General features: G+C 65.3%; 20 protein-coding genes. 8 read left to right on the top strand and 12 right to left on the bottom strand.

What is annotated here, in order from left to right; all coding sequences use genetic code 11:
- Positions 1-13: 13 nt before the first annotated feature.
- Positions 14-448, bottom strand: a complete 435-nt coding sequence (locus tag IE116_RS05525) for a ribbon-helix-helix domain-containing protein (protein ID WP_189610510.1) — start codon at positions 446-448, stop codon at positions 14-16.
- A gap of 286 nt (positions 449-734) precedes the next feature.
- Here IE116_RS05525 and IE116_RS05520 point away from each other — a divergent pair, with 286 nt between their 5' ends.
- The gene (locus IE116_RS05520) at positions 735-2,300 is read left to right on the top strand and encodes a UbiD family decarboxylase (protein WP_229828009.1); all 1,566 of its coding nucleotides are present in this window, start codon (positions 735-737) and stop codon (positions 2,298-2,300) included.
- A gap of 85 nt (positions 2,301-2,385) precedes the next feature.
- Complete coding sequence (locus IE116_RS05515) at positions 2,386-3,453, top strand: Bug family tripartite tricarboxylate transporter substrate binding protein (RefSeq protein ID WP_189610508.1); 1,068 nt, start codon at positions 2,386-2,388, stop codon at positions 3,451-3,453.
- A gap of 84 nt (positions 3,454-3,537) precedes the next feature.
- Here the strand turns inward: IE116_RS05515 and IE116_RS05510 are convergent, their stop codons facing one another.
- On the bottom strand, positions 3,538-3,837 hold the full coding sequence (locus IE116_RS05510) for a Dabb family protein (protein WP_189610506.1): 300 nt from the start codon (positions 3,835-3,837) through the stop codon (positions 3,538-3,540).
- A gap of 46 nt (positions 3,838-3,883) precedes the next feature.
- Entirely contained in the window at positions 3,884-6,172 is a 2,289-nt protein-coding gene (locus tag IE116_RS05505) for an FdhF/YdeP family oxidoreductase (RefSeq protein WP_189610504.1), read from the bottom strand.
- Positions 6,173-6,506: 334 nt separating this feature from the next.
- Here IE116_RS05505 and IE116_RS05500 point away from each other — a divergent pair, with 334 nt between their 5' ends.
- Positions 6,507-7,100 carry a DUF1294 domain-containing protein gene (locus IE116_RS05500; protein WP_189610501.1) on the top strand — a complete coding sequence of 198 codons (594 nt, stop codon included), beginning with the start codon at positions 6,507-6,509 and terminating at the stop codon, positions 7,098-7,100.
- Here IE116_RS05500 and IE116_RS05495 read toward each other — a convergent pair.
- Positions 7,045-8,841: a GGDEF and EAL domain-containing protein gene (locus tag IE116_RS05495; RefSeq protein WP_189610499.1), complete on the bottom strand. Its 1,797-nt coding sequence runs from the start codon at positions 8,839-8,841 to the stop codon at positions 7,045-7,047. The two genes, IE116_RS05500 and IE116_RS05495, sit on opposite strands and share 56 nt — an antisense overlap.
- 5 nt (positions 8,842-8,846) lie before the next feature.
- A complete protein-coding gene (locus tag IE116_RS05490; RefSeq protein ID WP_189610498.1) occupies positions 8,847-9,656 on the bottom strand; it encodes an alpha/beta fold hydrolase in 810 nt (269 codons plus the stop codon).
- 289 nt (positions 9,657-9,945) lie between these two features.
- Here IE116_RS05490 and IE116_RS05485 point away from each other — a divergent pair, with 289 nt between their 5' ends.
- Positions 9,946-10,773 carry a cytochrome c oxidase assembly protein gene (locus IE116_RS05485; protein ID WP_189610496.1) on the top strand — a complete coding sequence of 276 codons (828 nt, stop codon included), beginning with the start codon at positions 9,946-9,948 and terminating at the stop codon, positions 10,771-10,773.
- 47 nt (positions 10,774-10,820) lie between these two features.
- On the opposite strand, the gene IE116_RS05480 is transcribed toward IE116_RS05485, so the two are convergent.
- From IE116_RS05480 to coxB, 3 genes are read right to left on the bottom strand one after another with little or no spacing between them, the layout of a single operon-like run.
- On the bottom strand, positions 10,821-11,204 hold the full coding sequence (locus IE116_RS05480; protein ID WP_189610494.1) for a hypothetical protein: 384 nt from the start codon (positions 11,202-11,204) through the stop codon (positions 10,821-10,823).
- Positions 11,201-13,702 carry a cytochrome c oxidase subunit I gene (gene ctaD, locus IE116_RS05475; protein WP_189610491.1) on the bottom strand — a complete coding sequence of 834 codons (2,502 nt, stop codon included), beginning with the start codon at positions 13,700-13,702 and terminating at the stop codon, positions 11,201-11,203. Before ctaD ends, IE116_RS05480 begins: the two co-directional genes overlap by 4 nt.
- A complete protein-coding gene (gene coxB / locus IE116_RS05470) occupies positions 13,699-14,535 on the bottom strand; it encodes a cytochrome c oxidase subunit II (protein WP_189610490.1) in 837 nt (278 codons plus the stop codon). Before coxB ends, ctaD begins: the two co-directional genes overlap by 4 nt.
- Positions 14,536-14,602: 67 nt before the next feature.
- On the opposite strand from coxB, the gene IE116_RS05465 reads away from it, so the two are divergent.
- Positions 14,603-15,085 carry a DUF2231 domain-containing protein gene (locus IE116_RS05465; protein ID WP_189610488.1) on the top strand — a complete coding sequence of 161 codons (483 nt, stop codon included), beginning with the start codon at positions 14,603-14,605 and terminating at the stop codon, positions 15,083-15,085.
- Between the two features lie 16 nt (positions 15,086-15,101).
- Here the strand turns inward: IE116_RS05465 and IE116_RS05460 are convergent, their stop codons facing one another.
- Positions 15,102-15,536 (bottom strand): CopD family protein, encoded by a 435-nt coding sequence (locus IE116_RS05460; protein ID WP_189610486.1) that lies wholly within the window; start codon positions 15,534-15,536, stop codon positions 15,102-15,104.
- A gap of 156 nt (positions 15,537-15,692) precedes the next feature.
- On the opposite strand from IE116_RS05460, the gene gor reads away from it, so the two are divergent.
- A complete protein-coding gene (gene gor / locus IE116_RS05455) occupies positions 15,693-17,045 on the top strand; it encodes a glutathione-disulfide reductase (RefSeq protein ID WP_189610484.1) in 1,353 nt (450 codons plus the stop codon).
- A gap of 52 nt (positions 17,046-17,097) precedes the next feature.
- On the opposite strand, the gene IE116_RS05450 is transcribed toward gor, so the two are convergent.
- From IE116_RS05450 to mnmH, 3 genes are all read right to left on the bottom strand, one after another.
- Entirely contained in the window at positions 17,098-18,228 is a 1,131-nt protein-coding gene (locus tag IE116_RS05450) for an FAD-dependent monooxygenase (RefSeq protein ID WP_189610482.1), read from the bottom strand.
- A 250-nt stretch (positions 18,229-18,478) separates the two neighbouring features.
- A complete protein-coding gene (locus IE116_RS05445; protein ID WP_189610480.1) occupies positions 18,479-18,649 on the bottom strand; it encodes a hypothetical protein in 171 nt (56 codons plus the stop codon).
- Positions 18,650-18,742: 93 nt separating this feature from the next.
- Positions 18,743-19,801: a tRNA 2-selenouridine(34) synthase MnmH gene (mnmH, locus tag IE116_RS05440; RefSeq protein ID WP_189610478.1), complete on the bottom strand. Its 1,059-nt coding sequence runs from the start codon at positions 19,799-19,801 to the stop codon at positions 18,743-18,745.
- An 84-nt stretch (positions 19,802-19,885) separates the two neighbouring features.
- Between mnmH and selD the strand changes: the two genes are divergently transcribed.
- Both selD and map read left to right on the top strand, forming a co-directional pair.
- The gene (selD, locus tag IE116_RS05435; protein WP_189610476.1) at positions 19,886-20,944 is read left to right on the top strand and encodes a selenide, water dikinase SelD; all 1,059 of its coding nucleotides are present in this window, start codon (positions 19,886-19,888) and stop codon (positions 20,942-20,944) included.
- A gap of 248 nt (positions 20,945-21,192) precedes the next feature.
- Positions 21,193-21,963 (top strand): type I methionyl aminopeptidase, encoded by a 771-nt coding sequence (gene map / locus IE116_RS05430; RefSeq protein ID WP_189610474.1) that lies wholly within the window; start codon positions 21,193-21,195, stop codon positions 21,961-21,963.
- Positions 21,964-21,984 lie beyond the last annotated feature (21 nt).

Genomic DNA, 21,984 nt, shown 5'->3' with positions numbered 1-21,984 from the left:
TCCTGTGGCGGCCTCAGTGGGTACGGGCGGCCAATGCGGTTTTGACGGCAGCGCTGGCGTGAAAGGCGCCCAGCACGGAAAGGGATTCAATGGTGGCCAGCGCCAGTTCCGGCGTGACGTCGTTCGCAATGCTGGCCAGGCCCAGGACCTGGATGCTCAGCGTCTCGCCCCGCGCCCGGACGGCTTCCAGGTCGGCCCGGGAAAAGTGCTGCATGCCGAGCACCAGCTCGCGCCGCACCACCGTGTCGTGAACGACCTTGGTGTGCAGCGCCAGCTGGTTGCGGATCGCCGTGCGGATCAGATCGGTCCGGTTGGCATAAAAACCTTCCTGCACAAGCAGATCGATCTGGCCCAGGTCGACCGGGCCCAGATTGATCGTGATCTTTTCGGTTTCGCCGCCTTTCGGTCGGCTGCCCGGCGGTACTGCCGGGACGGGTGCGTCGGTCATCGGAACGAACTCCTGGAATGCGGAACAGCTTTGAGAAGTTTGCAAAGGAGAGCAGAAAGCATCCTGTAAACATCCATTAACCATCCAATGGGATGGTTATAGCCTGGTCTGCTGCATTGCGTCAAAGACTGTGGTGACACATTGTTCGTTTTCTGCGATCACCTCATCGAAAACTTTTGCTTATTTCCGGCGCGGGCTTGCTCTTTAATGGCTCACCACAAAGAGACCGCGTCGGCGCCACCCACATGGCCCGCCAGACGCCGATCCGCCGATTCAGGAGACTGGTTTGACCGATGCCCACCACCCGGCTGCGCCTGCCGCATCCACCGCGCTCGACATGGAGCGCTTCCGACTCAAACATTTCCTGGAAAGCCTCGGCGACGATGAACTGGAGCGCCGCACCGACGCGACCCCGTTGACCGAGATCGCCGCCATCCTGGAAGGCAATCCGCGTGCCGTCTGGTTCGACGCGCCCGGTGGCGAGTCAACCAGCCTGTGCGGCAGCGTGGTCGCCGGCCGCAATCGTATTGCCCAGGCCTTTGGCACCACGCCGGACGGTCTGCTGCCGGAGATCATGGCCCGGCTGCGCCGCAAGGGTGAAGTCGTGGAAGTCGCCAGCGACGTGGCGCCCGTGCAGCAGGTGGTTCTGACAGGCGACGAGTGCGACCTGACCACTTTGCCGGTCCATTTGCAGCACGGCATGGACGGCGCGCCGTACATTTCGGCGTCGATCGACTTCGTGCGTGACCCGGAAACCGGCTGGACCAACGTCGGCATCCGGCGCCTGATGCTGCGCGGCCGCCGCGTGGCCGGTGTGGACGTCGTTGCGCCGTCCGACCTGCGCGCGATCTATCTGGCGCACGCGGCCCGGGGGGAACGCCTGCCGATTGCCTTTGCCGTGGGCTCGCATCCGATCGACCACGTGGCGGCGACCATGCGCATTCCGACCGACGAGCTGGCCCTGATCGCCAGCCTGCGCGACGCGCCACTGCCGGTGGTCAAATGCGTGACCAATGACCTGATGGTGCCGGCCGACGCCGAATTCATCATTGAAGGCTATCTGCACGAGCACGGCCATACGGAACCCGAAGGTCCGTACGGCGAATTCCTGGGCTATTACGGCGGCGTCAAGCGCAATCCGCTGTTCCACGTCACCGCGATCACGCATCGGCGCGATGCCGTATTCCAGACCGCGACCATCAGCGGCCCCAGCATGGCGACCACCGACACGGCGCAGCTGTCGGCCTTGCGCACCGAAGTCATGGTGTGGCGCGCGCTGGAGACCGCCGTGCGCCAGGTCGACGGCGTGTACGCCAACCCGGCCACGGGCGGCATGTTCAACGTGCGTGTCGCCATGCGACAGCGCGTCCCGGGCGAAGCGCGCAACGCGATTACCGCCGTGTTCTCGTCGCTGGCCAACGTCAAGCACGTGTTCGTCGTCGACCCTGACATCGACATCTTTTCTGACGCACAAATGGATTGGGCGCTGGCCACGCGCTTTCAGGCGGACCGCGACCTGGTCGTCGTGACCGGCCTGCGGGCCATGCCGCTCGATCCGTCGCTGGCCGGATCGCACCAGGGCGCCAAGGCCGGTTTCGATCTGACGCTGCCCATTCTGAAGCCGGGCGCCAAACGGTCGATGGAACACCGGGTGCCCGCGCCACCGGTCTTCGACGGCCCGCGTTTCGACTCATGGTTGGCGGCGCTGGAAGATGGCCCCAAAAGCTTCAACGAGCTGATGTCGGCGACTGGCACGCAGGATGGCCGCGAGGTCGTCCGCTGGCTGGAGGATATCGGAGCCACCCGGTCCATTACCCGCGACGATGAAGGCCGCTACCACTTCGAGCAATAAGGCGGACATTCGCTACCGCATCCATTTGGCACAGAGCGCCGGCCGACCGGCGCCGCCCATCGACACACTGGAGGAGACACCAGGCATGACCGCAACCGGCTTTCGACAGAAGACGCTCCCCGTCCGCACCTACGCTGAGGGCGCGCCCGCAACGGCATCGGCGCTGCGCCGCCATCTGATGCTCGGCACTGCGCTGGCCGTGGCCCTGGCCTGTGCTGCCGCGCCCTGGCAGGCCAGCCATGCGCAAGGCGTCGGCGATTATCCCAACCGGATGATGCGGATCATTTCACCGCACACCCCGGGTGGTCTGGGCGACACCTTCGCGCGCTACCTGGCGCTGGAACTGGGCAAGCGCCTGAACCAGCCGGTCGTGGTCGAGAACCGGGCCGGCGCCAACCAGGCGATTGCCGCCGAAGCCGCCGCCCGGGCCGCGCCCGACGGCTACACCCTGTTCATCGGCACCCAGACGGCGCTGGTGTTCAATCCGATCGCCAAGAAAAAACTGCCCTACGACGCGGTCAAGGACTTTGCGCCCGTCAGCATGCTGTTCAACACACCGTTCTACCTGGTGGTGAACAGCAATGTGCCGGCCACGACCGTGCCCGAGCTGATCAGCCTGGCCAAGGCCAAGCCCGGCAAACTGACGTTTGCGTCCCTGGGGCAGGGCAGCTCGCAACACCTGGTGGCGGAAATGTTCAAGGACATGGCCAAGGTCGACATCCTGCACATTCCGTACAAAGGCAGCGCGCCAGCGTCGACCGACCTCATGGCTGGTCAAGTGGACATGATGTTCGAAGGCGGCAGCTCGTCGCTGCCCAACGTTGCGACCGGCAAACTGCGCGCACTGGCGTCCACCAGCCTGAAGCGGACCGAGGCGATGCCCAACCTGCCCACCGTGGCCGAAACCCTGCCGGGGTTTGAACTGACGGTCTGGTTCGGCCTTGTCACCCCGGCCGGCGTGCCGCGGCCCATCATCGACAAGCTCAACCGGGAAGTCACGGCGATTCTGAAAGAGAAGGCCACGCACGACAAGTTCTACGCCGTGGGCGTGGAAGTGTCCCCCAGCACGCCCGAAGAACTGTCGCAGCGGATCCAGGCAGAAATCCCCCAGTGGACGAAGGTCATGCGAGACGCGAACATCCAGGCAGAGTGACCCCCCTGGCGGGCGCCATCCCTGCCGGGGGTTCCTGCTCCCCGCAGGTACGCGATGCCCGCTGGTTCTTGCTCCGGACCGCGTCTACACCTCGTAATCCACCATGCACCCCTGTTCCAGAAACCGGTCCACCTTGAATCGGGTTTCCTGATGGACCGGGTGCTGGTGGTACGCCTCCAGCGCAGCCTTGTCGGTAAAGACGGTGTAGACGGCCACGTCCATGGCCTTGGATGACACCTTGAAGTTCAGCCCGGCTTCGGATTCGAGCAGGCCGGGAATGCGGCCCACCTGCGCGGCCAGCGCGGCCTGGATGAGGGCAAAGGCCGCATCCTTGTCCTGGCCGTCGGCCAGGCGCAGCTTCCACATCGCAATGTGTTTGATCATGTCCGCCTCCGTGTCGAAGGCGGCAGTGTAGCGGTGCGCTGGCGCTTCACCGCCCCAACCTGACCGGGATGGCCTTGGCGGCCGGCACAAAGCTCTCTTCGGCGTAATGCGATAGCGGAATGAGCGGATTGCATTCCGGGTAGTAGCCGGCCACGCATCCCTGGGGGATGTCATAGGCCACGATACGCAAGCCAGCTACCCTGCGGGGCTTTTCCGGCTCGATGGCCGTCGTCACATTGACGGTCTCGCCATCGGCATACCCCAGGCGCGAGATGTCCGCCCGGTTCATGAACAGTACGTGGCGGGTCCCATCGACCCCGCGGAAGCGGTCGTCGTAGCCATACACCGTGGTGTTGAACTGGTCGTTGCTGCGCAGGGTCATCAACTGCAGGACGTCCGGTGCATGCACGTCGACGTCGGCGTCGGCCTTGAAGCTGGCGGGCACCGTAAAGTTGGCGCGGCCCGTTTTGGTGTTCCACTTGCGTTCGCGTGCCGTATTGGGGCGCGGAAATCCGCCCGGGGTGCGCATGCGTTCCTCGTAGTCGTGGAACTGCTCGGGCAGGGTCGCCTCGATCGCACCGCGCACCAGGCGATAGTCGCCAGCCCAATCCGCCCACGGCACGGTGGTGTGGTCCAGCGCCGCCAACGCAATACCGGCAATGATCGCGGGCTCGGACTTCAGGGTGGGACTGGCCGGGGTGGCGCGCCCGTAGGACGCATGAATGAACGTGGTGCTGTCTTCGGTCGTCACGGCCTGGACGCCGCTCAATTGCACGTCTTCTTCGGTCCGGCCCAGGCAGGGCAGCACGTAGCTGATCCTGCCGTGCACCAGGTGGCTGCGATTGAGTTTGGTGGCCACCTGCACCGTCAGCCGCAGGTTGGCCCAGGCCGCTTCCATGGCAACCGTCTCGGGCACCGCGCGCACAAAGTTGCCGCCCAGGCCAACAAAGGCCTTGACGCTGCCATCCAGCACCCCTTCGCACGTCTCGATCGTGTTCAGCCCCTTGTGACGCGGCGGCTCGAAGTGATAGAGCTCGGCCAGTTTGTCGAGCGGGAACAGTTCGGGCTTTTCGGTGATGCCGACCGTGCGTTGCCCCTGCACATTGGAATGGCCCCGTACCGGGCAGATGCCCGCGCCTTTCTTGCCGATGTTCCCTCGCAGAAGCAACAGGTTGACCAGCATCTTGACGTTGTCGACGCCTGCCCGGTGCTGCGTCAGCCCCATGCCGTAGATGCCCATGGCGGCCTTGGACCGGGCGTAGGTCGCAGCCACGGTTTCCAGGTCGGCGCGAGCCAGTCCGCTGTGGGCTTCGATGGTGCCCCATGACGCGGCGCGTGCCGAATCGGCAAATTCGTCGAAGCCATGGGTATGGGTCGCGATGAAGTCCACATCGATCCAGCGAGGCGCGCCCGTCGCCACCGCGCCATCGTCGGCCTCGATCAGCGCCTTGCACACGCCCATGATCGCGGCGATGTCGCCACCGGTCTTGACCTGCAGGTATTGCGAACTGATCCGCGTCGCGCTGTTGGTCAGCATCTCGGTCGGCGCCTGCGGGTTGATGAAGCGTTCCAGCCCACGTTCCTTCAGGGGATTGAAGGTGATGATGGGCACGCCGCGCTGGCTGCAGTGCTGCAGGTCGTGCAGCATGCGGGGGCTGTTGCTGCCCACGTTCTGACCGAAGAACAGGATGCAGTCAGTGTGTTTGTAGTCTTCGAGCCAGACGGTGCCGACCGGCATGCCGATCGTCTCGGGCAGGGCGACGGACGTGCTCTCGTGGCACATGTTGGAGCTGTCAGGCAGGTTGTTGTTGCCAAACTGGCGAGCCAGCAACTGATACATGTACGAGCTTTCGTTCGATGCGCGGCCCGATGCATAGAACACCACCGAATCGACGTCCTCGGCTTTCAGGGCCTTCAGCTCACGCCCGATCTCTTCGAAGGCGGATTCCCAGCTCACTTCCTTATACGTGTCGGTGGCCGGGTCCCAGCGCATGGGGGCAGTCAGGCGGCCGGTCTGTTCCAGATCGTAGTCACGCCATCCCAGCAGCTCGGTCACGGTGTGCTTGGCAAAGAATTCGGGCGTGGCCCGCAAGGACGTGTTTTCCCAGGCAGTCGCCTTGGCGCCGTTTTCGCAGAATTCGAACAGGTGCGGCTCGGACGGCTTGGCCCAGGCGCAGCTCACACAGGCCACGCCGCCCGGCTTGTTCTGCACGCGCAGCACGGCGGGCCCCGACGTCAGCGCGTGTTCCCGGGTCAGGATTTCCGTTACCGACCGGGCGGATCCCCATCCGCCCGCCGGGCCGTCATACGGTTCGATCTTGATGTCACGCGCCATGCTGCTCTCCACGAATTCGACCTTTAGTCTCGCGCGTGCGCGAACGGCGGCGCAAGTAAGCCTCTTGCACCTTTTGTAAGCGTCGGCTGTGGGGCTGACGCCGTGCCGAGACACCGTTGCGCGTCGCTGCTCATCCTTGGTGGCAACAGGTTGCGGGTGGATACCTTATTGGCCTTCGGGCAACGGGTCCGACGGTCTGCATCGGCTGCTACAGTACGGCCTGCGCGACGCCGCGACGACACGGGCAGGCGCAGCGGCCGACACGATCGGCTCGCACATCCGGGCACCACCGGCGGCCACCCGCCGCAGGCCCCCGCAGCAATCCAGGAAAGGTATGCAGCAGAAAGGCAAGTTGAAAAGCTGGAAGGACGAACAGGGTTTCGGTTTCATCCAGCCCGAGGGCGGCGGCGAGCAGATCTTTGTCCATATTTCAGCGTTCAAAAGCAAGCACCGGCGCCCCGACGTCGGCGAGGCCGTGCTGTATCAGCTGGGTCAGGGCAAGGACGGCAAGCCGTGCGCCGTCAAGGCGCAATTCGTGAACAACGAGATCCGCACGCCCGTGCCGGGACGCGGTTGGCCCGTGCCGATGGCGGTCGCGTTGGTGTTCCTGGGCGGGCTCGGGCTGCTGGTGTATCGGGACCGCATGTCGGTGGTGATGCTGGGCATCTACCTGGTCGCCAGCGCGCTGGCGCTGCTGGTGTACGAAATCGACAAGACGGCGGCGCGCAATGGCCGCTCGCGCATCAGCGAAAACGTCCTGCTGCTGATCGGCCTGCTGGGCGGATGGCCCGGTGCCTGGGTCGCCCAGCGCCTGCTGCGGCACAAGTCGCGCAAGACCTCGTTCCAGGTGGCGTTCTGGATCACCGTTGCCATCAATTGCGCGGCGCTGGGCTACCTGTTGTACCGCGGCGTGCCCGGACTGGTTTGACGGGCGCGGCGCCCCAGCCCAGCGCCAGGGTTTCGAACTGGTCACCGGGCAGGGGCCGGGCGATCAGATAGCCCTGGATCGCGTCGCAACCGATGTCGGACAGGAAGTCGCGTTGCGCCGATGTCTCCACGCCTTCTGCCAGCACTTCCATGCCGACCGACTTGCCAAAGGCCACGATGGCCCGCACCAGGTTGCGCGCGCCGGCATCGTCAGCCAGGCCCTGGATGAAAGCCATGTCCAGCTTGATGCCCCGTATCGGATAGCGCTTCAGGTGCGCCAGGCCTGAATAGCCGGTGCCAAAATCGTCCAGCGAAATCGCGAAACCCGACGCCGCGAGCTGGTTCAGGATCTCGGCGGCCCGCGTTTCGTCGGCGATCAGCGCGCCTTCGGTGATCTCGACCTGGATCTTGTCGATACTGATGCCGTGCCGTTCGATGGCGTCGGTCAGCACCTGGGGCAGAGTGGCGTCACTCAGTTGCCAGGCTGACAGGTTGACCGACACGGGCAACTGCAGGCCCGACTCGCTGGCCCACGCGGCGATCTGCCGGCAGACCTCGTCGATCGTCCATGCAAAGACCTGCTGGCGAACCGGCGACGCTTCGACCAGGTGCAGGAAGCTGGCGGGGTACAGCAGTTCGGCATGATCGGGGTCGTCCCACCGGATCAGGGCCTCGGCGCCCACGATGGTGTTGGTGCGCAGGTCCAGCTTGGGCTGGTAGTGCAGCACGAAGCGCTGCTGGCGTACTGCCATCGGCAGCGCCTGGCGCAGCAGGCTTTCGGCGGCGTGGCGCGCGGCGGCCTCGGGCGTGTGGACCACGGCGCGATAGCCGCCGGCCATCTTCGCCGTGTACATGGCGCGGTCGGCGTTGCGCATCAATTCCTGGCCCGTCGCGCCGCCTTCCGGGTACATCGCGATGCCGATGCTGGCGCCCACCGAAATGACCGCGTCCGAAATCTCGAAAGGCCGCGACAGGTCGGGCAGCAGCCGGCTGGCATAACTATGGGCATCGGCTTCGTCGGCGCCCTCCAGCAAAAAGACGAATTCTTCGCCACCCATCCGGGCCACGGTGTGCTGCGGGTCGCTGTCCGCCAGGAAACGTTCGGCCAGGCCCACGAGCACGCGGTCTCCGACGTCGTGGCCCCAGCTGTCGTTGATGTCCTTGAAGCGGTCCAGATCGACGAAGAGTACGGCCAGTGTGCCGCGCCGTTGGCGCGCTCGGGCCAGGGCCTCGTCAAGCCGGATGGCGAACGAATGCCGGTTGGGCAGGTTGGTCAGATAATCGTGGCCCGCCAGATATTCCAGGCGGGCCTTGCCCTTTTGCGCGACGCGCCGCGCGATCAGCAACTCTTTTTCGTAAAGGCGCCGGTCTCCCGCGTCGAACACGATCGTGCGGATGCCGACTGCCTGGCCGTCGGGCCCGGTCTGAAGGCGAGAATTGCAGAAGAAGGACAGGCGCTTGCGATTTTTCGCGACCAGATCGAAGGCCACCCCATTGATGAAGCCTTGCATGGTCAACAAGGGACCGTAGTGCGTTTCGTAGAACACCTTGCCTGCAACGGTCAACAGGTCCTGAAGCCGCAGTTTGCCGATCAATTCGTCTTCGCTGTAGCCGCTCCACTGCAGGAAGGTGTCATTGACCTTGAGCAGCGTGCCATCGGCTGCGGTCGATACGTAGCCACAGGGCGCCTGTCGATAGAGCGCTTCGTAGGTGTCATCGGCGGGCAGGCGGGACAGCGGCATCGATGTCATCGTGTCGGCGTGAGGGAGGCAATGAATCGGCCAAGATGGGCGGCGGTTTCATCCGGGGCGCTCAGGTGCGGGCAGTGGCCGACGGCAGCCATCTGCACCAGCTCGCTGTTGCGAATCGACGCATGCATGTAGTCGCCCACCGAGGGCGGCGCGACGATGTCCTGCTGCGTTTGCAGCAACAGGGTGGGCATGCCGAGGCGGGGCAGGGCGTCGCGATGGTCGGACAGGAAAGTGACGCGCGCGAAATGCCGGGCGATGTCCGGGTCGGTGCGGCAAAAGCTGTTCGTCAGTTCGGCTTCCACATCGTTGCGATCGGCGTGCTGCATCAGCACCTTGGCCATGGTGCTTGTCCAGCCCAGATAATTGCTGTCCAGCAGGTCGAGCAGTTCGTCCACGTCTTCGCGTTCGAACCCGCCAACATAATCGCCGTCGTTGATGTAGCAGGGGTTGGGCGCGATCATGCCCAGGCCGCGAAAGCGCGTGGGTTCGAGATTCGACGCCAGCATGGCGATCGTCGCCCCCACCGAGTGGCCCACCACGACAGGCTGACGGATATCGAAGGCGTCGCACAGCTGGAGCAGATCGTCGGCATAGGCGTCAAGCGTGCGATAGCGCGATTCGTCGTAGGTCGACAGGTCAGACCGTCCCGCGCCCACGTGATCGAACACGACGATGCGATGGGTGTCGGCAAACTGGGGCGCCACACGGGCCCAGACGTTCTGGTCGCAACCGAACCCGTGCACGAACACGATGGGCTCTACGCCGCTGCCATACATCCGAACATTGTTCTTATATCCAATAGACAACGCGAACCTCTTGATGTTGTTCAGCGCATTTTAGGCTAATGCGGGTCTGAACACGCGTTGAGTGTCCTCCGATTCTTACCGGTTGCGGTAATTCTTACCGTCGCGTTGGCCAGATGAGTGCATCCCGCAAGCCAGGTTTGCCAGCAAGGGATTTCTCGGCCTTGCTGGCCGGGTTCTTGCTATGGGACCCATGCCGAACCCCCGGCGTGCAAGAGATTGCCGGACTGCCGGTGACGCCGGTAGACCCTTTTCCACACCTTTTCACATTCTCTGCTGCGGATTCATCGTCATGGCTACCGACTTTTCCAGCTACCTGCCGTACTGCGGCTCGCCTGCCTTACCGGTGACGCTTTGGTCCAGCTGGAATCTCGATCCCTGGCTGATTGCCGGGTTTGCGATCGCTGCGGCCGCCTACTGGCGCGGCGGGTCGCCCGACCGCGGCGCGGTGTCCAGCCGCGAACAGGCCTGGTTCTACACGGGGTGGGCCGTGGCGCTGCTGACCTTGATATCTCCGCTATGCGCCATGTCGGTGGCCCTGTTTTCGGCGCGGGTCGCCCAGCACATGCTGCTGGTGCTGGTGGCCGCGCCGCTCATGGTGCTGGGGCGTGGGCAGGTCATGTTGCAACTGCCACGATGGGCCCACCCGCCAACCGTTGCCAAACGCGTGGTGGGCAGCGGGCGGCTGGCCTGTGCGGTCTTTGCGATGGCCCTGTGGTTCTGGCACGCGCCCGGGCCGTACTCGCAAACCTTCGACAGCACGCTGACCTACTGGGCCATGCATGCGAGCTTGTTCGCCGCCGCGATCATGCTCTGGCGCGCCATGCTGCCGCGCCACGCGCGATCGGTCGGGGCGGCGCTGATGGTGGCCTTGGTCACCGCCGTCCAGATGGGGCTGCTGGGCGCTTTGCTGACATTCGCCCGCCGGCCTCTGTACGTCGAACACTGGAACACCGCCATGGCCTGGGGCCTGTCGTCGCTGGACGATCAACAACTGGGCGGATTGATCATGTGGGTGCCAGGCGGCACCGTCTTCATTGGCGTGGCCGTGGTAGCGATCGCCGCCGTGTGGCGCACGCTGGGCGTAGCGGACACAGCAGGTTTGCGTACTATCCGCTAGCGCCTGTTACTGCCTGCCAGTGCCTGCGCGGGGCGGCGACTCGCCGCTCACAGGCACGGTGGCAGCAGCATCACGGCAAAGCCGGTCCATACGGTGGCCAGCAGCGCCACCCCTGTCAGCACCTGCCCCACCTTGGCAAAGAACGCGGCGTCTTCGGGCGCCGTGTCCAATTCGCCTTCCGGCATCTGCGCCCGGCCCCGGCGCTCGCGCATCAGCCGGCCCCCGAGCCACACCAGATGTACCGCCCAGATCGCAGCCAGGATCGCCGTCACGCCATTGACCCCCAGCCACTGCCGGCTTTCCAGGCCCGCGCTGCAGCCGGCGGCCTGCGCGCCGTACAGCATGGCAAAGCAGCTGGCCCACACGATCAGGCCGCCGCACAGCCGCCACAGGCCGCGCGACTTCAGCCGCGAGGAAATGGCGCTGCTCATGCCAGCACCCCCGGCAGCAGATACAGGGCGGCCAGGATGATGCCTCCGGTGCCTGCGGCATAGGTCCACCACAGATTGACCAGGTCCACGTCCAGGCGCCGCAAGGCCGACACATAGCCGCGCGTGCAGCGCAGCGCCGCAAAGACGGCCCACAGCGCTCCGACCCCCGCATGCAGTATTCCGTATGCAGCCAGGGCCGACGTCGTCGACGCATACGCGTGGCTGGCGGCAGGCGGCAAGGCGCTGAACAGGATGTCGGCAAACGCCAACGTGGCGGCGACACCTGCGATCGCGGCGCAGCCCAGCCAGGTCGCGACCCGTGTTGCGGGCAGGGTCTGGTTCGCATGCCGCGCGCGTCGGGTCGCCAGGGTGGCGACCAGCAAGCCCGCAAGGGCCACGGCCGGTGCAAACGCGTCACCGGCGATCAGGGCGGGTGGAGGCCAATTGGGCGCGATGGTCCACAGGTACACGTATCCGAACACCAACGATGCAAAGCAGGCCCCGTTGGCGATCAGGGCGTATACCAGGCCGTACCATCCTGGCGCGTGGGCGGTGGCAGCATGCGGCATCAGCATCAGGCCATGGCCGGCATCGACCGGCTCCGGGTCGGACCGCAGGCCGTTGCGCCATCCCCAGCCAAAGAAGACGGCCAGCATCAGAGCGCCAGCAACGGGCAGCACGACATAGACCTTGAACAGGATCGCCATGAACACGGCACCCGTGGCGATGGCGGCCGCCAGCGGCCACTTGCTTGGTCCGGGCAGGAAGACGATGCTTTGCGGCCGTCCGGTCAGCGGTTCGATGCCGATCGTCTCGCGCCGGCCTTCGGTGGGCTGCGGCAGATAGCCTTCGCCTGCGGCAAGGCGCACGCCCAGGGTGGGGTCCTGCCACAGCGGATCCGGCCCGTCCACCTTTGGAATCGACGCAATGTTGTAGGTGGGCGAGGGCGTAGGCATCGCCCATTCCAGCGTGCCCGCGCCCCACGGATTGCGCGTGGCCGCCTTCCCGATACGCGCATGCAGCAATACGTCGAGCACAAAGATTCCGAAGCCGATCGCCTGCAAGAATCCGCCAATGGAAGACAGCAGATTCAGCCAGTCCCACCCTGCATCGGCCTGGTAGGTATAGACGCGCCGCGGCATGCCCAGCAGCCCGGTCAGGTGCATGAAAAAGAAGGTCAGGTTGAAGCCGATGAAGATCAGCCAGAACGCCCACTTGCCCAGGTGCTCCGACGGCATGCGGCCGGTCACGTGCGGCATCCAGTAATAGGTGGCCGCGAGCAGCGGGAACACCATCCCGCCGACCAGCACATAGTGCAGGTGCGCCACCACAAAGTGGGTGTCGTGCGCCTGCCAGTTGAAGGGCACGAGCGCCAGCATGACCCCGGTCAGGCCGCCCGCGACAAACACGGCCAGAAAGCCGAACAGGTACAGCATGGGCAGCCGCATGACCGGTTTGCCCGCCCACAAGGTGGCGATCCAGGCAAAGAACTGCACGGCGGTCGGCAGGGCGACCAGCATGCTCGCCGCCGAAAAGAACACCGCCGCGAGATGCGCGATGCCCACCGTGAACATGTGATGGACCCACAAGCCGAAGCTGATGAAGCCCATGGCGACGATACTGGCCACGATCCACGGATAGGCCACGGCGCGATGCTGCGCGAAGGTCGGGATCATGGTCGACACCATGCCGGCCGCGGGCAGGAAAATGATATAGACCTCGGGATGACCGAACATCCAGAACAGGTGCTGCCACAGCAGCGGATCGCCGCCCCGCGCCACATCAAAGAAAGGCCAGTTCAGCGCCCGTTCCAGTTCCAGCAGGATGCTGCCCAGGATCAGGGGGGGAAAGCCCACCAGGATCATTGCGCCGGTGACCAGCATGTACCAGGCGAACAGCGGCATCCGCCGCAGGCTCATGCCCGGCGCCCGCAAACGCAGGATGGTGGCCACCAGTTCCACCGCGCCGCACACCGCCGAGATCTCGGAGAACGTCACGCCGATCAGCCACAGGTCGGCGTTGATGCCGGGACTGTAGGGCTGGCTGGACAAGGGTGTGTACATGAACCAGCCCGTGTTCGGCGCCACGCCCGACACCAGGCCGGCAATCAGGATCAGCCCGCCGAACAGATAGCACCAGTACGCAAAGGCGCCGAGCCGCGGGTAGGCCAGGTCGCGCGATCCCAGCATCTTGGGCAGCAGGTAGATCGCAAAGCCTTCCAGCATTGGAATGGCGAACAGGAACATCATCACCGTGCCATGCATGGTGAAGATCTGGTTGTAGGTCTCGCTGTCCAGGAAGTCATTGCCCGGCGTGGCCAGTTGCGCGCGCATCAGCATGGCCAGCACGCCGCCGATCAGGAAAAAGACCAGCGCCGTGCCGATGAAGCGCAAGCCGACCGTGGTGTGGTTGACCGAGAAGATGCTGCGCCAGCCGCGAGGGGCTCGCCAGACGGCGTCGAAGGCGTGATGGCGGGCGACGGGGCTCAGGTCAGTCATCGCGCGCCTCCACCGGACTGGGTGAATTCGGAAGCATCATGGGCGTGGACTTCAAAGGGCATGAGGGCGTGGCCGACGCCGCAGAACTCGGCACAGACGCCACGGTAGATGCCGGGGGCGTCGGCCTGCAGACGCAGGATGTTGACGCGGCCGGGAATGGCGTCCATCTTGCCGCCCAGCCTGGGGATCCAGAAGCTGTGGATCACGTCGCGCGACGTGATATGGAAATCGACGGGCTCCCCGGCGGGAATGTGGATGATGGCCTGGGCGGGCGCTGCGTTGGCCGCGAGGGCGGGCACTGCATCCGCCGCCTGAGCCGGCACAGCATCTGCCGCGAGGGCCGGCACTGCATCCGCCGCCTGCGCGGCATCGGCCATGCCGGTTTTGCCACGTGCCCCCGTCCACTGCCGCTCGGGATAGCGCGCGTCCCAGGTCCACTGCCGCGCTTCGATCTCCACACGCATGGCGGACGTGTGCGGCACGGGCAGCATGCGCGGCCCGGCGGTGAGTCCGTACGCCAGGATCGCCGCGATCACGGCACCGGGCACCACCAGCCCTCCAACAACCAGCCAGTGGCGCGTGGACACGCGGGCGCGGGCGCGCGGCGATGCCACCATGACCAGCACGCCGATCACCATCATCGCGACCAGAACCAGCATCGCGCCGCCGAACATCACCCACCACACGCGCGCAACCGAGGTGCTGACGGGGCCGCCCGGGTCCAGTGCGGACAAGGGGCCGGACGTACAGCCGGCGATCGCGCTGGCCAGGCTCATCGCGACCGACGTCCTGGCCAGCGCGTGGCCCGGGCCGCGTACAGTGGAGGGTGGCAAGCCGCTGAACCCTGGCCATTCGGGGCACGGAACTTGCACCGTCGCGGCATCACTATCAGGACATGGCATGGAAAAATTCGGACTCCCCCTCCCCATCGACACTCCCACACGCGTTGCGGTCGCGGAACATCCCATCCATCCGATGCTGGTCCCGTTTCCCATCGCGTTCTTCCTGGGCGGGCTGGCAGCCGATGGGGCGTTCATCTTTCTTGGTGATCCGTTCTGGGCCCGCGCGTCTTTGTGGTTGATCGGTGCGGGTGCGGTCATGGGCATCCTGGCAGGCATTGCCGGCACGATCGAACTGCTGTCGGTGCCTGGCATCCGCCACCGTGCGGCCAGCTGGAACCACTTTGTAGTCGCGGTGTTGTTGCTGGGGGTTGGCTCGATCAACTGGTATCTGCGGCTAGGGGATGCCGAAGCGGCGGTCGTGCCGTATGGCGTGTTCCTGTCCTGCATGGGCGCGCTGCTGGTGGCAGTGGCAGGGTGGATGGGCGGCAAGCTGGTCTTCGAGCACCAGATCGGTGTCGGCAACGACGATACGGACGATTGATCGCGGGCGGCCACCGTCATGGGGCCGCCGCGAACAGGAACGACGGCTTGCCCAGCACCATCCACAGCACCAGCGGTACCAATAGCGACGGCACGGCCAGCAAGCCCGCCGACCAGGTCCGCCCGTGCGCCATGCGCTCCCGGCCCAGTCTGGCCACGAGCCCTCCGCAATACAGATGGAAGAACACCATCAGGCATACCAACAGCAGCTTCCACATCAGCCATTCACCATGGGCCTGCCGATAGTGGACCAGCGCCGTGCCTGAAATAATGGCGATCACAGCGGCGGGCGAGACGACAAACGCGAAGGTGAAGCGGGTCAACATGCGCAGGCGATGGAAGCCGGCCTGGTCGACCGCGCGCGGATGCAGCATGAACAGCCCGGGCAGATAGAACAAACCGCCGCACCAGATGACGAGCGCCGCGATGTGCAGCGCCTTGATTCCAACCATAAGCATCCCATATGACAACGGCCGCCCCGTGCGACGTCGCTCTTGTGTGTGTGGGTTCAAAGGGGCGGCTCAGCAATATGTGTACCCGGCGCCATGGCATAAAATACCGCCAACTGCTTCCAAGCACCTTCCCAATTTCTACCAAGGACGTCCTCCATGCCCGATTTTGATTTCGACCTGATCACCATCGGGGCAGGTTCGGGCGGCGTTGCCAGCTCGCGCCGCGCGGCGTCCTACGGCGCGCGTGTCGCCATCTGTGAGGACAGCCGGATAGGCGGCACTTGCGTCATTCGCGGGTGCGTGCCCAAGAAATTGTTGATGTACGGTTCGCAGTTTTCCGAAGCCTTCGATGATGCCGCCGGCTTTGGCTGGACCGTGGAGCCGCCGTCGTTCGACTGGCCAACGCTGGTCGCCAACAAGGACCGCGAGATCGACCGGCTCGAAGGTATCTATCGCAAGCTGCTGGCGAACTCTGGCGTCACGCTGTTTGAAGGCCGCGGCACCGTGGTCGATGCCCACACTGTGGAAATCGCCGGCAAACGCTACACCACCGAACGTATTCTGATCGCGACCGGCGCGCGGCCCGCGCTGCCCGCCATTCCGGGCATCGATCTGGCCATCACGTCGAACGAAGCGCTCGACCTGCCGCGTCTGCCGGGCAGCATCCTGATCGTGGGGGGCGGCTATATCGGGCTGGAATTTGCGGGCATCTTCAATGGTCTGGGGTCCAGGGTCACCCTTGGCATCCGTCGCGATCTGGTGCTGGCCGGCTTCGACCAGGACATCCGCCTGTCGATCACGAAAGTGCTGCAGGAACGCGGCATCGAGATCCAGAGCGGCCACGTGATCTCCGCGCTGCGCAAGGACGGCGATCGTGTCGTGGCCGTATCGGACACCGGCGTGGAAACGCCCTACGACCTCGTCATGTACGCCACCGGCCGTCTGCCCAACTCGCGCCACATGGGGCTTGAAGAGGTGGGCGTGGAACTGGATGAATACGGCGCCATTGCCGTGAACAGCTGGTCGCAGACGGCGGTGCCGAGCATCTACGCGGTGGGCGATGTCACCAATCACCTGAACCTGACGCCCTGGGCCATTGCGCAGGGCCGGGCGCTGGCCGAAACGCTGTACAACCGCAATCCAATCGAAGCCAGTTCGCACAACGTGCCGGCGGCGGTGTTCAGTCAGCCGCCCGTGGCGACGGTGGGCCTGTCCGAAGACGATGCGCGCGCGCTGTACGACGTGGTGACCGTCTACCGTGCGACCTTCCGGCCCATGAAGAACACGCTATCGGGCCGCAACGAACAGACCATGATGAAGCTGGTGGTCGACAAGGCCACCGACAAGGTCGTGGGCTGCCACATGGTCGGGCCGGATGGTCCGGAGATCATCCAGGGTATCGCGATCGCCATGAAGTGCGGGGCGACCAAACGGCAGTTCGACCAGACTCTGGGTCTGCACCCCACGGCGGCCGAAGAATTCGTGACGATGCGCGACCCGGTGGCCTGACAGTCGACTGCACGATCGCACCGGTTGCCGGAGCGATCGCGCGCGTCACAGGTCAGCCCAGTGCGACGTTCCACGCGTCGTATTCGTACACCCAGTCGGCATTGCTGCCGGCTTTCAGCCAGTTGTTGCCACGCGACCCGATCTGGATCTGCGCCGTGCGGTCCAGGCGGGCAGCCTGATAGCGCGCCAGGGCCGCGGGCACGCCCGCATCACCGGCATCGGCCAGGCAACGCGCAAGCACGATCCCGTCTTCAATGGCCATGCCGGCGCCTTGCGCCATGAACGGCATCATCGGGTGGCAGGCATCGCCCAGCAGGGTCATGTTGCCCCTGGACCAGGTCGGCAGCGGATCGCGCACATACAGCGCCGACTTCAGCACCGTATCGCACGCATCGAGCAGGGCCCGGGCTTCCGGATGGAAGTCGGCGTACGACGCGCGCAGTTCCGCGACGTCTCCCGGCGTCGTCCACGACTCATGGCGCCAGCTGTCCTGCGGCGTCGTGGCAAAAATGAAGATGTCGCGGCCGCGGTTCAGCGGAAAGGTCACGATCTGTGTTTCGGGATTCGGACCCCACCACTTGGTGAACGCATTCAAGTTGTTCACCCCTTGCAGCCGCTCGGCGGGCACCACCGCGCGATAAGCCACGACACCCGTGAACACCGGATGCTCCTCGCCGACGATCGCGGTCCGCACCATGGAATGGATGCCGTCGGCGCCGATCAGCACGTCGACGCGCTGCGTGCTGCCATCGGCAAACGCCAGGTCGATGCCGTCAGGCGTCTCGGTGATGCGCTGCGTCCGCTTGCCCAGGCGCACCTGCTCTGACGGCATGGCCTGTTCCAGCGCCGTCATCAGGTCGGCGCGGTGCATGGTCAGTTGCGGCGCGCCGTAGCGGGTCTGCGCGGCTTCGGCCATCTCGATGCGCGATGTTTCTTCGCCGGTGTCCCACGTGCGGCTAATGCGGTGGGTCGGACGCGCGGCCGTTTCGCGCAGTGCGTCGCCAATGCCCAGGCCATCGAGCGCCAGCACGGCATTGGGCGTCAGGTTGATGTCCGCGCCGACGCGTGCGAACTGCGCAGCCTGCTCGAAGACGATCACGTCCTTGCCGAGTTTGCGCAGCGCAATGGCTGCCGCCAGGCCGCCGATGCCCGCGCCGCTGATGCCGATGAGTGGTTGTGCCATGGATGCCGTCCCGTAATTTTTGACTGGTGTTCATGAATGAACGTTGTGTGCAAAAAGTGTAGGAGGGGGCCAAGCCCGGGGTCAACGACGTGGGACGATCAGTACCTCGAACAGGCGTCGTCGCGACTGCGCCCGCAGCACCGCCCGTGACGGCACCGATCGGCCAAGCTGAAGCGGGCCCAAAGGCGGCGGGGCCGGGCCGCTTGCGCTCGCCCGGCCCCGCCTGGAAGACCCTTCAATGCACTGATGATCAGCGGCGGTAGCCGCCCCGGTGATGGCCGCGATCGTAGTACGGACCCTGCGAGTAGTGTCCGCCGTGGTAGTGGGGGCCGCCTCCGCCGCCACGCGGCACGACGATACACCCCGACAGCGCGACTGCGAGCACACTGCCACACACAAGACTGGCCAACAGGCGTTTCATGATGCTTTCCTTCGTCAGGGGACTTGATGTCCCGTCACTGAACGATAGCGCGGCGCCTGCCTGCAAATATGGAGAAATGCGGTGGTGGTTGTATCAATCGGCGTGACCCGGCAAGGCGGCAATCCGGCGCGCGACGGTCTCGATACCGGCGTCGGTCAGATCGTCGGCCACCACGGTCTGGCGCGCGGCCCAGGCATGGAAATGCCGTGCCTGCGACCGCTCGTAATGCGGATCGTAGTGCAGCGACATCAGCTCGGAAAACAGCGGGGACAGCTCGCCAGCCCGTGCCCAGTCCTGCCAGCGCTGCACCGTCTGCCTGCCCTGCAGTTCTTTCAGAAAACCGATCTGCTGCGCCAGCGCGTCGGCATCGTCACCCAGGTAAGCATAGTCACGCAGCAGGTAGTCCAGCCGCGCTGCTGCCGTTGCCTGCACTTCGATGCACGGCGCCGCGCGCATGCGTTCCACCAGGGGCAAGGGCAGGGCCACCTTGCCAATGCGCGGACTTTCGCCTTCCACGTACACGACCCGCGACAGATCCAGCCCTTCCAGCACATGCGCCACCTGGGTTTCGAACGCCTTTTGTGATGGCTGCGGAATGCCGGGCAGGGCCCCCAGCAACGACCCCTTGTGACGCGCGACGTGTTCCAGGTCCAGCACCTGTTCGCCCATCTCGCCCAGCGCCTGCAGCACCCGCGTCTTGGCGCTGCCGGTGGCCCCGCAGATCACCCGCAGTTGCAGCCTGGGGCTGGCGGCTTCCAGTTGTTCGATCACATGGTGACGAAAGCTTTTGTAGCCGCCCGCCAGCTGCTGCGCGTCCCACCCGACCAGCCGCAGCCAGTTGACCATGGACCCGCTGCGCAGGCCGCCGCGCCAGCAATACACCAAGGGCTTCCAGCTTGCGGGCTGGTCGGCAAAACGTTCGTTCAGATGCCGCGCGATATTCGCCGCCACCATGGCGCCGCCGACACGCCGCGCCTCGAAGGCGCCGGTCTGCTTGTAGATGGTCCCCACGATCCGGCGCTCTTCATCGTCCAGGGACGGGCAGTTGATGGCGCCGGGAATGTGATCCAGCGCGAATTCGGCGGGCGAACGCGCATCGATGAGGGTGTCGAAGGCGTGCAGCTCGTCGACGCGGACCGGGCCGCGCTTCATGCCGTGGCTCCGGCGTTCTGCGGGGCCAGGCGGGTACTGGCACAATGGAAGACGGCTGAACGCATCGAAGGGTTTCCTGAATTCATGACTACTACGGCTCTTACCCAGTTTTCCCATGGCGGCGGTTGCGGTTGCAAGATCGCCCCAGGGTTGTTGTCCGAGATTTTGGCACAGGCGCCGCAAGGACTCGTGCCGCCCGAGCTGCTGGTCGGCACAGAAACCAGCGACGATGCCGCCGTGTACAAGCTCAACGCCGAGCAGGCGCTGGTCGCCACCACCGACTTCTTTACCCCGATCGTTGATGATGCCTACGACTTTGGACGCATCGCCGCGGCCAATGCGCTGTCGGACATCTACGCCATGGGCGGCACGCCGATCATGGCGCTGGCGCTGGTGGGCATGCCTATCGCCAAGCTGCCGCCCGACGTGATCGGCCGCGTGCTCGAAGGCGGCGCCAGCATCTGCCGCGAAGCCGGCATTCCAATCGCAGGCGGTCACAGCATTGATGTGCTTGAACCCATCTATGGCCTGGTGGCCCTGGGTCTGGTGCACCCCGACAAGGTCCGCCGCAACAAGGACGCCCGACCCGGCGACGTGCTCGTCCTGGGCAAGCCGCTGGGGGTGGGCATCCTTTCGGCGGCCCTCAAGAAAGGCGTACTGGGCGACGCGGGCTATGCCGAGATGATTCGCCACACCACGCAGCTGAACAAGGTCGGCATTGCGCTCGCCAACGTTGACGGCGTGCATGCCATGACCGACGTGACCGGCTTCGGGCTGGCCGGACACACGCTTGAACTCTGCCGCGGCGCGGGCCTGGGGGCGACGCTGCGTCTGGACGATCTGCCGCTGATCGAGACGGCTGTCGGCTTTGCCAAAGAGGGCATCGTGACCGGCGCATCGGGCCGCAACTGGAGCAGCTATGGCGGCGATATCGCGTGGCCTTCGGCGGCCGCCGCCTGGAAACAAGCCCTGGTGTCGGATCCGCAGACCAGCGGCGGCCTGCTGGTCAGCTGCCGGGCCGACGCGGTCGACCATGTACTGAATACCTTCCGTGATGCCGGGTTCGCGCAGGCTGGCGTGGTGGGTACGGTCGACGCGGCTGGCGACGATCAGGCATCGGGCACGCTCAGGTTCGTGGTCTGATGGCTCGGCGCCCCCAACTGCCGTGGGCGCCCGTCGATCGTCCAGCAGCGGGTCGCCAGGCGGCGGATCGCCCGGGGGCCGGGGGGCGGGGAGGCAGTCCCGCCGGTAATCGGCCCGATGGCACCGTCATCGAAGGCCGGCGCCCTGGGTGGCGCCCGTTGTGGCTCATCCGACCGCAGTAATGCCCGGCAGAAAAGACGTATGACCGGTATCGCCGTAAAATCACGGAAATATTGGAGCGTTCACCCATGGCAATTACGATCAAGACGCCGTTGCAGGTTCAGGCAATGCGCGAGGCCGGCAGACTTGCCGCCGAGGTATTGGAAATGATCGGGGAGTACGTGCAGCCAGGGGTATCTACCGAAGAGCTCGACCGCCGCTGTTTCGAGCACATCACCAAGGTACAGAAAGCGATTCCGGCCAATGTCGGCTACCACGGCTTTCCCAAGACCCTCTGCACGTCGATCAACGGCGTGGTGTGCCACGGCATTCCCAGCCCGAAAGAAATCCTGAAGGATGGTGACATCGTCAATATCGACGTCACAGTGATCAAGGGCGGCTGGCATGGCGACACCAGCCGCATGTACTACGCAGGCACCCCGTCGGACGATGCCCGTCGTCTGGTCGACGTCACGCTCGAGTCCATGATGTTGGGCATCCAGGCCGTCAAACCCGGTGCGCAGCTGGGCGACGTCGGCGCAGCCATCCAGGCGCATGCCGAAGCCGCCGGCTTTTCGGTGGTCCGCGACTTCTGCGGGCACGGCATCGGCAAGAAGTATCACGAAGACCCGCAGGTCCTGCACTACGGCCGCCCCGGCACCGGCGTGCGCCTGAAGGAAGGCATGGTCTTCACGATCGAGCCCATGCTCAACCTCGGCAAGCCCGAGGTCAAGGTGCTGGGCGACGAATGGACCGTGGTCACGGTCGATGGCTCATTGTCCGCGCAATGGGAGCACACCGTGGCCGTCACGTCGACCGGCTACGACATCCTGACGCCGTGGCCCGGCAAGGTGAACTGAACGCGCGCCCGCCGCGCCAGA

Source organism: Pigmentiphaga litoralis, from assembly GCF_014651835.1.
Classification (GTDB): domain Bacteria; phylum Pseudomonadota; class Gammaproteobacteria; order Burkholderiales; family Burkholderiaceae_B; genus Pigmentiphaga; species Pigmentiphaga litoralis.
The sequence above is the reverse complement of the archived record's forward strand: the minus strand, read 5'-3'. Positions and strand labels throughout refer to the sequence as shown.

Coding starts and splice junctions, on each gene's coding strand:
- IE116_RS05500 (WP_189610501.1), top strand. CDS start 6,507: ATGCAGCAGAAAGGCAAGTTGAAAAGCTGGAAGGACGAACAGGGTTTC.
- IE116_RS05450 (WP_189610482.1), bottom strand. CDS start 18,228: ATGGCACAACCACTCATCGGCATCAGCGGCGCGGGCATCGGCGGCCTG.
- gor (WP_189610484.1), top strand. CDS start 15,693: ATGCCCGATTTTGATTTCGACCTGATCACCATCGGGGCAGGTTCGGGC.
- selD (WP_189610476.1), top strand. CDS start 19,886: ATGACTACTACGGCTCTTACCCAGTTTTCCCATGGCGGCGGTTGCGGT.
- IE116_RS05510 (WP_189610506.1), bottom strand. CDS start 3,837: ATGATCAAACACATTGCGATGTGGAAGCTGCGCCTGGCCGACGGCCAG.
- IE116_RS05515 (WP_189610508.1), top strand. CDS start 2,386: ATGACCGCAACCGGCTTTCGACAGAAGACGCTCCCCGTCCGCACCTAC.
- IE116_RS05505 (WP_189610504.1), bottom strand. CDS start 6,172: ATGGCGCGTGACATCAAGATCGAACCGTATGACGGCCCGGCGGGCGGA.
- IE116_RS05525 (WP_189610510.1), bottom strand. CDS start 448: ATGACCGACGCACCCGTCCCGGCAGTACCGCCGGGCAGCCGACCGAAA.
- IE116_RS05495 (WP_189610499.1), bottom strand. CDS start 8,841: ATGCCGCTGTCCCGCCTGCCCGCCGATGACACCTACGAAGCGCTCTAT.
- IE116_RS05485 (WP_189610496.1), top strand. CDS start 9,946: ATGGCTACCGACTTTTCCAGCTACCTGCCGTACTGCGGCTCGCCTGCC.
- IE116_RS05465 (WP_189610488.1), top strand. CDS start 14,603: ATGGAAAAATTCGGACTCCCCCTCCCCATCGACACTCCCACACGCGTT.
- map (WP_189610474.1), top strand. CDS start 21,193: ATGGCAATTACGATCAAGACGCCGTTGCAGGTTCAGGCAATGCGCGAG.
- IE116_RS05480 (WP_189610494.1), bottom strand. CDS start 11,204: ATGAGCAGCGCCATTTCCTCGCGGCTGAAGTCGCGCGGCCTGTGGCGG.
- IE116_RS05460 (WP_189610486.1), bottom strand. CDS start 15,536: ATGGTTGGAATCAAGGCGCTGCACATCGCGGCGCTCGTCATCTGGTGC.
- mnmH (WP_189610478.1), bottom strand. CDS start 19,801: ATGAAGCGCGGCCCGGTCCGCGTCGACGAGCTGCACGCCTTCGACACC.
- ctaD (WP_189610491.1), bottom strand. CDS start 13,702: ATGACTGACCTGAGCCCCGTCGCCCGCCATCACGCCTTCGACGCCGTC.
- IE116_RS05445 (WP_189610480.1), bottom strand. CDS start 18,649: ATGAAACGCCTGTTGGCCAGTCTTGTGTGTGGCAGTGTGCTCGCAGTC.